The sequence below is a fragment of the Oscillibacter sp. genome, assembly GCF_031978065.1.
Lineage (GTDB): Bacteria > Bacillota > Clostridia > Oscillospirales > Oscillospiraceae > Oscillibacter.
The window spans coordinates 1-10,441 of sequence record NZ_DALZCH010000110.1; the positions used below are offsets into that span (position 1 = coordinate 1).

General features: G+C 49.8%; 13 protein-coding genes. 4 read left to right on the top strand and 9 right to left on the bottom strand.

Annotated features, from left to right (window positions below; genetic code table 11):
* Positions 1 to 392: 392 nt before the first annotated feature.
* The 4 genes from RTK01_RS13735 to RTK01_RS13750 form a co-directional block, all read right to left on the bottom strand.
* A complete protein-coding gene (locus tag RTK01_RS13735; protein WP_312281514.1) occupies positions 393 to 728 on the bottom strand; it encodes a hypothetical protein in 336 nt (111 codons plus the stop codon).
* A 249-nt stretch (positions 729 to 977) separates the two neighbouring features.
* A complete protein-coding gene (locus RTK01_RS13740) occupies positions 978 to 1,154 on the bottom strand; it encodes a hypothetical protein (protein ID WP_312281515.1) in 177 nt (58 codons plus the stop codon).
* Between the two features lie 12 nt (positions 1,155 to 1,166).
* On the bottom strand, positions 1,167 to 1,409 hold the full coding sequence (locus tag RTK01_RS13745) for a hypothetical protein (RefSeq protein WP_312281516.1): 243 nt from the start codon (positions 1,407 to 1,409) through the stop codon (positions 1,167 to 1,169).
* A complete protein-coding gene (locus tag RTK01_RS13750) occupies positions 1,390 to 2,172 on the bottom strand; it encodes a phage antirepressor KilAC domain-containing protein (protein WP_312281517.1) in 783 nt (260 codons plus the stop codon). Before RTK01_RS13750 ends, RTK01_RS13745 begins: the two co-directional genes overlap by 20 nt.
* A gap of 405 nt (positions 2,173 to 2,577) precedes the next feature.
* Between RTK01_RS13750 and RTK01_RS13755 the strand changes: the two genes are divergently transcribed.
* Positions 2,578 to 2,904 carry a helix-turn-helix transcriptional regulator gene (locus RTK01_RS13755; RefSeq protein ID WP_312281518.1) on the top strand — a complete coding sequence of 109 codons (327 nt, stop codon included), beginning with the start codon at positions 2,578 to 2,580 and terminating at the stop codon, positions 2,902 to 2,904.
* A gap of 238 nt (positions 2,905 to 3,142) precedes the next feature.
* On the opposite strand, the gene RTK01_RS13760 is transcribed toward RTK01_RS13755, so the two are convergent.
* Positions 3,143 to 3,349 (bottom strand): helix-turn-helix transcriptional regulator, encoded by a 207-nt coding sequence (locus RTK01_RS13760; protein WP_312281519.1) that lies wholly within the window; start codon positions 3,347 to 3,349, stop codon positions 3,143 to 3,145.
* A gap of 273 nt (positions 3,350 to 3,622) precedes the next feature.
* On the opposite strand from RTK01_RS13760, the gene RTK01_RS13765 reads away from it, so the two are divergent.
* Positions 3,623 to 4,774 (top strand): tyrosine-type recombinase/integrase, encoded by a 1,152-nt coding sequence (locus RTK01_RS13765; protein ID WP_312281520.1) that lies wholly within the window; start codon positions 3,623 to 3,625, stop codon positions 4,772 to 4,774.
* Between the two features lie 513 nt (positions 4,775 to 5,287).
* On the top strand, positions 5,288 to 5,983 hold the full coding sequence (locus RTK01_RS13770; protein ID WP_312281521.1) for a hypothetical protein: 696 nt from the start codon (positions 5,288 to 5,290) through the stop codon (positions 5,981 to 5,983).
* A 589-nt stretch (positions 5,984 to 6,572) separates the two neighbouring features.
* On the opposite strand, the gene RTK01_RS13775 is transcribed toward RTK01_RS13770, so the two are convergent.
* From RTK01_RS13775 to RTK01_RS16890, 3 genes are read right to left on the bottom strand one after another with little or no spacing between them, the layout of a single operon-like run.
* Entirely contained in the window at positions 6,573 to 6,746 is a 174-nt protein-coding gene (locus tag RTK01_RS13775) for a hypothetical protein (protein WP_312281522.1), read from the bottom strand.
* A gap of 6 nt (positions 6,747 to 6,752) precedes the next feature.
* Positions 6,753 to 7,391, bottom strand: a complete 639-nt coding sequence (locus tag RTK01_RS13780) for a hypothetical protein (protein ID WP_312281523.1) — start codon at positions 7,389 to 7,391, stop codon at positions 6,753 to 6,755.
* The gene (locus RTK01_RS16890; protein WP_397352924.1) at positions 7,318 to 7,512 is read right to left on the bottom strand and encodes a TasA family protein; all 195 of its coding nucleotides are present in this window, start codon (positions 7,510 to 7,512) and stop codon (positions 7,318 to 7,320) included. Before RTK01_RS16890 ends, RTK01_RS13780 begins: the two co-directional genes overlap by 74 nt.
* A gap of 293 nt (positions 7,513 to 7,805) precedes the next feature.
* On the opposite strand from RTK01_RS16890, the gene RTK01_RS13785 reads away from it, so the two are divergent.
* Positions 7,806 to 9,029 carry an IS110 family transposase gene (locus tag RTK01_RS13785; RefSeq protein ID WP_312281524.1) on the top strand — a complete coding sequence of 408 codons (1,224 nt, stop codon included), beginning with the start codon at positions 7,806 to 7,808 and terminating at the stop codon, positions 9,027 to 9,029.
* A gap of 381 nt (positions 9,030 to 9,410) precedes the next feature.
* Here the strand turns inward: RTK01_RS13785 and RTK01_RS13790 are convergent, their stop codons facing one another.
* Complete coding sequence (locus tag RTK01_RS13790) at positions 9,411 to 10,391, bottom strand: DUF5305 family protein (protein ID WP_312281525.1); 981 nt, start codon at positions 10,389 to 10,391, stop codon at positions 9,411 to 9,413.
* Positions 10,392 to 10,441: the final 50 nt, after the last annotated feature.

A 10,441-nucleotide genomic window follows, 5' to 3' on the forward strand; every position in this document is an offset into this window, starting at 1 on the left:
ATGAAAACCTCCTAATTTTTCTGGGCCGCTCTATGCGGTCGATGATTTTGAAAAATCCGCTGGTGCAGGCGCACACGCCGACGATGGTAAAAAAGTAGGTCATGCGGCCTCCATTCAAATCCTACAGGCGGAAAAACAGGACATCCCGCACCAATAGTCCGACGGATTGATTCCAAAAAATCTGCACGCCGACCGCTTTGCTTGTGCCGCATTCTGCGCCTGCACGGTAATCGTTCCGTGGCTCCAATGGCTCACCGCGTAAGAATGCTCCTGGCTTTGATTTTTCATGTGTCCCCTTTCAAAATTTAATTAGAATGTACCCAACAACCAAAACCAGCACCGGCATAGCGTCGGCGAGGAGCGGATGCTCCCGGAACGCCTCAACAATCCGATCAATCATTTAGCGCCTCCGTAATTGGCCCCAATGGCTCTTCCGGCCTCAAACATCTGATGCTGGGCCCATTGAAAACCCACGCCGGGCCGTCATCCTCGCAAGAAGGTTCGTACCCATCCACAAGGATGTAGCCGTCCTCGCTTGCGTTGACCCGGTCTTTTTCGGCTTCGGCCTCCTTCAAACTGTCAAACGTCCCCAGTAGAACCTTGCTGAAAAATCCGGCCTTGCAGTAAAGATTGAATCCAAGCAAAATGCCTTTCCTGTATTTTGGCTTGATAAAAAGATCGGATTTCTCGATCATGAGGTCGCGGTCCTGATTGATGATGTATTGCATACAAATACCTCCAAATGTTTTTGCCTGCGCGGGGAGGTATCGGGTGTAAAGATTGCTTGCTAGATAAAATCACTTGTTGTAAAATTCTTCCTCTCGTTGTAGAATGGCGGCGAAAGGAGGTGAAAATATGAATAAAACAGATAAGGAATTGGCTGTTGAACTGGCAACCGCAATTATTCAAAGTTGGAACGGATCGGACCACGCAAACCCAATTAGACCGTCTGACGCGGTTGATGTGGCCACTGCCTGTTATTCAGCCATTAAGGGGTGGGCGTAATCTACTTGCATAAGTTCATGCAAAAGCCCGGTAAGTGCTTGAACTGATGTGTTCGTCAGTTCCCTATCCACTAGCGCATTGCCGTCTTTGCTAAGCAGCTCCACCTGCTTAGTGAGGGCGGCAATCGTCTTTTTTCTAAGTTCCTCCATGGTTTTCTCCTTTCACTTCACGTTGGTATGTAGGCGGAACTGCTGTTGAGGGTGGGACTTCCCTTTCATGAACTCCAAAAAGGCCAACCGTGGGATTTTCACGCGATTTCCAATTAAGATAACCGGGAAACCTAGTAGCTCTGGCCTCTGATGCGCCGCTACACGGATGTCATGCGGGTCACAGCCGAGAATTGGCGCAATATCTGCCGGAATCAGAATTTCGCGCGCATCGGCCTCAATCTGATGCAAGGTCATACGGGACTCCCTCTCCTTTCACTATACCTTTCGCATCCATGTCCGCCTTAATACCGCGCCTTGAAAGTAGCTCATGAATCATCAAGCGCCCTTTCTGTGTCCACTGGGTTTGCGGCTTTGTGTCGGGGCGACCGTCGGTATGCACGAAACTGAACGTTTTGGATTTCGTGTAGCCCTTTCCCATATGCCTGCGGTAGAGAATCCATTGACCGTTTACATTTCGCTGGATTCCTTCTTCATTCAAAATCGCGTTCAGTTTCCGTGCGCTCATGTTGTAGTCGGCGGCAATTTGGGTCGTTGCCATCGCCCCCGGGCTTTCGAGGATGGCGTCGATGTACTGCCTGATGGGTTCGAAATCTGCGATTGCCTGTTTCTGAATGGCGTTTTCGGTTTCCAGCGTCCGGATTCTTCGGTCTGCGATTTGTAGCGCTCGCGCCATGACTTTTTCCGGGCTGTTCCAATCCTTTTCAAGCTGGATAAAATATTGGCGGGCCTGCTTGCCTTTTTCGTTGCGCTGGAGCATACAGAGTTCCTTTGCCATGTCGAGGGACAACGCCGCGTCTTTCTGGCTTTGCGGACCTCCGCCGGAGTTATGGACAAAAATGTCCGCGACTGAAAAGTCTTGATTTTCTGAAAATCCATACTCACACATCCGGGGGAACCATTTACGATAGGGGGTCTCAACTTCCAGAAAACCATGCAGTTCCCGTGCCGAAACAAGCGGGCGGTCATTGTCGTATGTAACCTTAATTAGTTCGTTCATGCTTCTCCTTCCACAATTCATCTAGATGCGATAATTCGGTTCAGTGCAGAGTTCAACTTTTCTTGCGCTCCCCTCGGAGACTTCTTTCCGTTGATAACAGATACGGTGTATGTATACGACCAACCGACTTCCGACGCAAGCGCTTTCTTTTTTACATTTTCTTGGTGCATTCTGCCGACAAGTTCTGATGTCCATTGTGCAATCATCCAAATATCACCTCCGATCTTTAGAAAACAGTTGAACTTATTAAACTTTCGGGTTACAATAACTTTGCTAGAAATCAAAGTAAACCGCAAGGCTATATAAGTTCGTCGGTTCAATTTGTTGAACTCTATGAATGCATTATAGCCTAACTTGTTGTACTTATCAATAGGCAAAGTTTAACAAATTAAGGGGCTGTAACTTGTGTTTTATGACATATACCGTTCGCTATGCGAGGATAAAGGGCTGTCTCCAACTAGGGCGGCGCTTGAAATTGGGCTAAGCAAATCGCACCCTACGGCGTGGAAGCAGCGTGGACTCACTCCAAATAGCGACACGCTTAAAAAAATTGCAGATTATTTCAGTGTAACAACAGACTTCCTGATAGGATCGGAGCAAAAAGAAAAGTCCCCCGTCAATATCGACGAGGAACTTTTAAACTCTGAATTGATTGGGCGCTTGTGCCGCCTTACTCCCGAAGAGATGGAGAAGGTTGACGCGTTTGTTCAAGGACTTTTAGCAGCTCGTTGAGTTGCAATTTCTCACAGACTGTGAGACGTGAAATATATGTAGCCGCATCCCGCACTTCCATGGTCCTGATGAGCGATTTACCACAATGCACATCTTGTTCCGCCTTCATCCAGCCGCCCTCCCGCATATTAGAACTTTTGTTCTATTCATTGAGTCCAGTATAGCACACAGATTTCTTGTAGTAAATTGTCGGTTATACCAATTTATCTGTTACTTTTTCTATATTCCACTTATACAATTATTTTCTTTCCACCTTTCCAACAAAAAACAGCCTCTCCACCGGAGTGTGAAGTTGTCGTGCAATCCTGATAGCTACATCAACGCGCGGAATATATCGGCCTGTTTCAGTGTTTGAAATTGTACTTCTTCCAACTTCTGAAAGGATGGCCAATTGCCTCTGAGTTAACCCGTGTCTCTCTCTAATTTCACGCACTTTGTTCTTCATTCCAAATTATTCCACCTTACTGGCAATAAATCAATAGGATGTGAGTATGCCGACATTAATTTGTGGAATATGTCAAATATTATTTATATTTTAGATAAATTGTTTTAAAATTAGATATTTTCATGTGGATTATTCAATATATTATTTCTATGAAACGGAAGAAAAGCAAAATAAAATAACCGCTCCGGTGCGCTAACACCGAAGCGGTTCTAGGGGCAGATGCTTTGTGGGCCTTCTGCCCTCTTATCATATCAGATTTGGAGGAAAATGCAAATGATTTGTGCTAAGTGCTGCCAAGAAGTCACAGATGGCCCGTTTTGTTGCCAGTGCGGCGCTAAACAGGAGCCTCAGAAGAAAAACACGAAGTCGCGCGGGAATGGGCAAGGAACGATCTACAAGCGCGGGAAATCATACATAGCCGTAAAGACAATGGGGTATTTCACCGATGAAAATGGGAAGCGCCATCGAAAAACAGCGTCCAAATCATTCTCTCGTCGCAGGGACGCGGTGAACGCTCTCCCAAACATCGGGATCACGAAGATATCTGCAAAGGCTGACAGAAAGGCGAAGACCACTTTTAAGGATATTTACGATACATGGCTCCCCACACACAGGGCTGGCCCGAATACGCTGGGGAACTACAAAGCAGCCATTAAATACTTTAAGCCAATTTGGAACGAACTGGCTTCCGATATCGATATTGACGACTTGCAAGAATGCGTTGATGCGTGTCCTAAAGGGAAAGCAACAAAGAGAAATATGAGGACCACCTGCGGATTGATATATAAATACGGTATCCCGCGCGGGTATTTCCCGGAAAAATTAAATCTTGCAGATTATTTAAAAGTTTCGGGTGAAGATGGAGTTGGCGGGACTGGGATCCCGGACGAGTATCTAGAGAAAATAAAAAACTCTGTTGGGAAAATTGACACCGCAGACTATGTGTATTGTCAGTGTTATCTTGGGTTTCGGCCATCGGAACTCCTATCTCTGGATGTGCGAAACTACGATCGGGCTGAAAAAGCTTTTGTGGGCGGAGCCAAGACAGAAGCTGGAAAAGACCGGACTGTTACAGTTTCCCCTAAAATCCAGCCCATTATTGATTGCTTGGTTAAAAACAAGGCAACTGGTCCGGTATTCTGCGCGGCAGACGGGTCAAAGATGCCTCTTAAGAATTATAGAGCGGCGTTCTATGCTCTGCTCGAATCCGTCGGATTGGATAACCCCACCTACGAAGTAGATGGGAAACAAAGACATACATATACACCGCACAGCTGCCGCCACACTTTTGCCACTCTAATGAAACGCGTGAACGCCGCCAGCAAGGACAAACTAAAGTTGATAGGACATACTAGTGAAGAAATGCTCCGATACTATGAGGACGTAAGCATATCTGATCTGCGTAAAATCACAAACGAAATTTAATCTTAGAAAGGGCGATTAGAGCCCACTGGAATGGCAGAAAATTGGGGATCGAGAGTGTTTACTTATTGCAGACTTATTGCAGTAAGAACCGACGAACCCATTGATAATTCTATCATTTTGCATGACTGGGGGTCAAGGGGTCGTGAGTTCAAGTCTCGCCACTCGGACCATGCAAAATGTCCTTATAGGATCTTAGGATTCTATAAGGACATTTTGCTTTTTTATGCTCAAAAATGTGTATTACGCAATCCGCGCCAGGATGTAGCTGACATCTGCATCCTTTCTTGCTTTCATGTGGGCATCCACTTCAGGAATATCCTCCGGTTCGTATTTTAAGAGCTCCGATGCAGTTGTCGTGAATGGCGCCCACTGGTTAAAGACGCCATAATCATGTGCTTTACGAAGGTAAAGGGTTATGCTATATTAAATATAGAAATAACCGCCTTCATTCACAATCGTGGTGCAGAATAAGTGAATTTTATAATTGATTTATAAGAAATGAGAGGTTGCGCTATGCAGATACACAAGGCAACGGGACGACAGGCCCATTTTATCGTCGGTGCACTTTCTCTCATCCTTTATCTGGGTATCTCCACCGTGGTTGGCTTTCCGCTGGGTTTTGGCAAGCTAATGGCGTGGGGGGTGGCTCAGGACAATTGTCAGGTGGTTTCCCCTCAGGCATCTCTGGGAAAAACAGTGTTTAACCCTGTCGACAACGCCTTTAGCTCGGATGTCTATGTGGGAGAAGAGACTTGTACCATTTACACGAATCCCAATCGAGATACCGTGGGGGACCGCCATCGCAGTGACGCATTTTTGCAGGACACCGGAGCGGCGGAGGTGATTTCCAAGCTGTTTCGCACCCATGTTTCCGGAAAGTCACAAAACTTTCTTTCCTGTTCTATCGTCTGGGATTATGCTGACCCGATGACCCCCATCACCCACCTGCGGATAGACTATACGGACTATGACAACCCAGCCCTTCCCAACGAGGCACAGATGAAGTCAATTCTCACTCCGATTGCCCTTGACTGCATCACCGCGGTGGAGGAATGTTTCTCTCTGGACAGCATCCGTCTTTCCTACTATCACCCTAACTTTCATCCTGATGAAGAGGGAATGACATGGCGAATTATGGAGGTTCTTTTGGTGGATGGCGCCCCACGGACCAAGGACCTATTGGATGATGCAATAGTTAATATTAGCTGAATCATCCAATACAGGTGGATGATTGGCAGTACTCCAAAAATTATCTTGCGGCATACTGTGAGATTATGCACAAGACTCTTGGCAGCATAGGAGTCGCCGCAATTTTAAGATAACCGAGATAACCTCCAAAACCACAAAACAGCTCCCAGGCGCTCGTCTTGAGCATCTGTCGGCTGTTTCTCTTTTGATAATACTGCCTGTTGGCTTGCTGCTTAAATTTTTAACATACTTTATGCAAATCCCGCATCCATAACGTTGCGGAACCGAAGTGAATTTGTTGTCGATTTCTTTGCTGTCCACGCTGTCATTGGCCGCGATAAATCGCACATTATGCTGTATGCTGTGAAAAAAATTATCCGCAGTAACCGACCTGCACGCGATCTCGGCCAAGCCGGAAATATTTATTCCATGCCCTCGAGGTCCCTGAACCGGGCGCAACGCGGCGTGCATTGCTGCCGCTACGGCTCGGACTGATTTATTTGCTAATAATATTTCATCCCGTGTGCTTATGCGGAAACAACGGCCGGGGCAAAACAATGTTTTGCCCCGGCCGCTTCTTTATCCTGCGAAAAGCTTGCGTGGATTTTGGTTATTTAGCCGCGGTCTGCGTCGCGTTGAACTGATCCCATGCAAAGTCAACAGAGATGGTAGCCAACTGATTCTGGGTATTTGCATCATTCTTGTTGGCCTTGACGGCGGTGTTGCCGGTGGTATACACGCCCGCAGCGTCGGGATCCATGGCAACACCGATATAGAGATCCATTCTGCCCTAGGGCTTGCTGGCGGTCATCATCTGGTTCACTTCCTTCACCGTGGCGTTCGTCAGGGCACTTAGTCTGACAAAGGTTACGTCGCCGAGAGTAAAGGTGGCGTTAGAGCCCGTGGCCAGATCATAGATTTGCTTATCCTGCTCGTCGGTGACGCGCAGCGCAAGGCCCAGCATATTGGCAGCATCGGCGTCAAGCGTCCCGCCCTCATTGCCGGTGGCGGAGAAGGACAGCGCGCTCAGCTTCGCCGCAACAGTGCACAGATTAATAATATTGCTGCGGAACAACTGTCCATAACCGGGATACATATTGTTCACTTCAAGCTCAATGTTGTCGCTGCCAATGGTCGCGTCCAAATAATCGCCGTATTGCTTACCAATGGTCGCGCCGTCCTCGTAGCCCGCGGCAAAGCTCACATCGTTATAGCCGTTGGCGCGAGCGCGATACTGGCCGTTGGCAGAATTTTCATTGCCGTCGCGGCCCACAACGGAGTTGTGGTTGGGCGTCTGATAGTCCCGCCCGTTGTTGTTGAAAAACAGCTTATCGGCATAGCCGTTGCCAATGCCGTCATAGACGCTCCAGTTGCCCATATCGTCTTCGCTGTACTGGGCATACAGGCCCAGACGTGACGTCCAAATCACCCGTGGCGACCTTGTTGGTGACGTTCAGGGTATCGGTCCAATAGGCGTACCCAGTGCCTGCCAGCACGAGAGACAGCGCCAGAATTCCGCCGACCATTGCCTTCTTGTTAAAACCTCTCATTTAAATGTCCTCCTCCTACAATATAAATTACGGTACAGGCACGGCAGCCAGCCGTGCTCGTTTCGTTTTTGTTGCCAAGGCTGTACAATGGGAGAACTTCGGTCTGACCTAATTGTCCAAGGACTAACTACGTCCGCAAAGGAGTCCGTCAGCCGTCTCTCTCATTGACAGCAGTTCGATTTGAGCAGGTCGTCCCGCCCGGTATCGGGTGTGTTCGCGTAACCAAGGAGATTGAATCGGCAATGAAAGAACGGCGGAGCCGAGTGCGAAGTCAAATCATCAGGAGGTTTTTCATGAACACAGCCGTTGGAATTGATGTTTCTAAGGGGAGAAGCGTTGTTGCCGCCATGCGCCCGTTTGGCGAGGTTTCCCTGCCGCCACGTGAGTTTTTTCACACAAGTGAGGGTCTGTCAGCACTATCGGAAGCGCTGCGCTTGATTGACGGGAATACCCGTGTTATCCTTGAAGCAACCGGGCGCTATCACGAGCCGGTCGTTATGGCGCTTCAGGAGGCTGGATTCTTTGTCAGCGCGGTCAACCCCAAGCTCATCAAGGACTTCGGTAACAATTCGCTCCGAAAGGTCAAGACCGACAAAGCTGATGCGGTGAAGATCGCACGGTACGGTCTTGAATATTGGGAAGAGATGCGCGAGTACACACAGACAGATATCACACGTCAGCAACTCAAGCTGTTTTCGCGGCAGTACAATCTGCACATGAAAACGGTAGTGTCGCTGCAAAACAACCTCATTTCACTGCTTGACTGCGTGTTTCCGGGGATAAACGAGTTGTTTACAAGCCCGGTGCGCGAGGATGGACGCCAGAAATGGGTAGATTTCGTCTGTACGTTTTACCACCACGACTGCGTATCCAGTGTCAGCATTGCCGCTTTCTCTGAGCGTTACCGCAAGTGGCGCAAACGAAAGGGCTATAACTTCAGTACGGCGAGAGCCGCTGAAATTTATACCACAAGCCGGAATATGGTTGTGACCATGCCGAAGAATGCGCTGACCAAGGCGCTCATCACCGCCGCTGCTGGGCAGCTCGTCGCCGCCACAGCGACGCTTGCCACCCTCAAAGCCGAGTTTGCTCGCCTTGCCGCCACGCTGCCCGAATACGAGGTAGTACGCTCCATGTACGGTGTGGGCGAAGTCACCGGTGCACAGCTCATGGCTGAGATTGGAGACATCCGCAGATTTTCCAACCGTGGCGCTCTCATCGCCTTCGCCGGCGTTGACCCCGGCGTGAATGAATCCGGTAAGCACAACTCGCAGAGTGTTCGGACAACCAAGCGCGGCTCACCGCATTTGCGAAGAACCTTGTTTCAAATTGTCAGCACCCACCTCAAGCAATCCCCGCTGGACGAGCCTGTATACCAATTCCTTGACCGCAAGCGGGCCGAGGGCAAACCCTACCTCGTCTACATGACCGCTGCTGCGAACAAGTTCCTGAGAATCTACCATGCCAAGGTCAGAGACCATTTGAACGCTTTGGAACAAGTAGATTCGAATACATAGCCAGCCCCTAAATTTCACTTAATCAGGTGGGCGCATATTGCGGCCACCTCTTTATCATGCTCATTTTTCTACCCTGAATTTTCTTGGATTTGGGGCTTGACTTTTGTTAGCAGGACTCCTTTAATATTTGGCTTTTTATTGCCGCTAATGCAACTGCTAACAGATATAAGTATAGAGCGTTCTCCCGCAAATAAAATCGGGCAAAGGTCTAGTTTTACCTGCTCTGTTTCTCCCACTTCGTCTGAGACTCAAAGCTATAAACGCTTCCACCAAAGTGGTATGCGCCGCCGCGATGCCGGACCCGGACACGTCCGCCGGAAAGCGCGGCAACGCCGCAGGACCGCTCAAGGCGGCCCTGCGGCGTTTTCAGATGCTTTCAAATCAGAAGCTTGGCAGTCGGTATTCATACACGCACTCGGGCGTGACCACGAAGCAAAGCCCGTCCTGTGGCAGTCCCCGCATATCGGCGCAGTAGCAGGCGGGCAGGCGCATTTCCTCCGACATGGCCAGTAAGCCGTCCATGTCGGACACCGGCACGCAGGCGCGGCCTCCATACTCCGGTGGCCGGGCCAAACGGATCATGCGTCCGCCGTATTTGCGCTTCAGCTTTTCCCGGGCCGTCCTCTCCTCCTCCTGGGGTGTAAGTCTGCGGGTAAAAAGTCTTACAAACAAAATTAGCGCGATTCCCTCCGTCCCCATCGCGCCACAGGCGGCCAGCAGTTCAAAGGAGAGCGGCAGCCGGGTTTCCTCCGCCTTTGTAATCTCTCGGTATCGTATCACCGGATCAGGCTTTTGCAGCTCAAACAAAGTGGAATTTTTGGGCAGAGGCAGGGCCACGGCATAGGAAAAGTCTTCCTGCCTTTCCCCGTGGGCAGTGTTGATGCGTGCCGTCCCCGAAAGCTCCAGAGAGAACGCGCGGCTGACCGAAAGACCCATTGCCCCTTCCGCCAGTGGGACCTCCGTTTTGTACACCGGCCTTTTTTCCTCGCCGGAGGACTGATAGCCCTCCAGCACCGCGGTGATACGATAGTCGCCCGAAATTTCGGCGGGAGCGCTTCCATGCGCATCCACCCGGAAGGTAAACTCAATCACGTCGGCCAGAGCGCTGGAATACACCCCGCCCTCCTCCAGCCACTCGGTTGGGTAGAGGGAATTTTCCAGCATATGTACCCGGTAGGACGCGTCAGCAGTCACATCGTAGGAATACAGCGTGTGCTCCGTTTGCCCGTATCGGGGCACAAACGCATAAATCAGCCCCGCCGCACACAGGACCAGCCGTCCCGCGCCCCCCAGAATATAGCGTCTTTGCCCCCGGGCCGATACGGCTGCTTTGGGTCGGGCTTTTTTCTCATTCTCACTCATGGTCCGTCACTCCTTCCGGGACGGCCTGTCCGCTTTTCATCAGCAGAACG

Bases quoted from the DNA above. Each gene is read 5' to 3' on its own strand.
- RTK01_RS13765 (WP_312281520.1), top strand. From the start codon at position 3,623: ATGATTTGTGCTAAGTGCTGCCAAGAAGTCACAGATGGCCCGTTTTGT.
- RTK01_RS13770 (WP_312281521.1), top strand. From the start codon at position 5,288: ATGCAGATACACAAGGCAACGGGACGACAGGCCCATTTTATCGTCGGT.
- RTK01_RS13735 (WP_312281514.1), bottom strand. From the start codon at position 728: ATGCAATACATCATCAATCAGGACCGCGACCTCATGATCGAGAAATCC.
- RTK01_RS13750 (WP_312281517.1), bottom strand. From the start codon at position 2,172: ATGAACGAACTAATTAAGGTTACATACGACAATGACCGCCCGCTTGTT.
- RTK01_RS13745 (WP_312281516.1), bottom strand. From the start codon at position 1,409: ATGACCTTGCATCAGATTGAGGCCGATGCGCGCGAAATTCTGATTCCG.
- RTK01_RS13740 (WP_312281515.1), bottom strand. From the start codon at position 1,154: ATGGAGGAACTTAGAAAAAAGACGATTGCCGCCCTCACTAAGCAGGTG.
- RTK01_RS13775 (WP_312281522.1), bottom strand. From the start codon at position 6,746: ATGGATCTCTATATCGGTGTTGCCATGGATCCCGACGCTGCGGGCGTG.
- RTK01_RS13790 (WP_312281525.1), bottom strand. From the start codon at position 10,391: ATGAGTGAGAATGAGAAAAAAGCCCGACCCAAAGCAGCCGTATCGGCC.
- RTK01_RS16890 (WP_397352924.1), bottom strand. From the start codon at position 7,512: ATGAGAGGTTTTAACAAGAAGGCAATGGTCGGCGGAATTCTGGCGCTG.
- RTK01_RS13760 (WP_312281519.1), bottom strand. From the start codon at position 3,349: ATGAAGAACAAAGTGCGTGAAATTAGAGAGAGACACGGGTTAACTCAG.
- RTK01_RS13785 (WP_312281524.1), top strand. From the start codon at position 7,806: ATGAACACAGCCGTTGGAATTGATGTTTCTAAGGGGAGAAGCGTTGTT.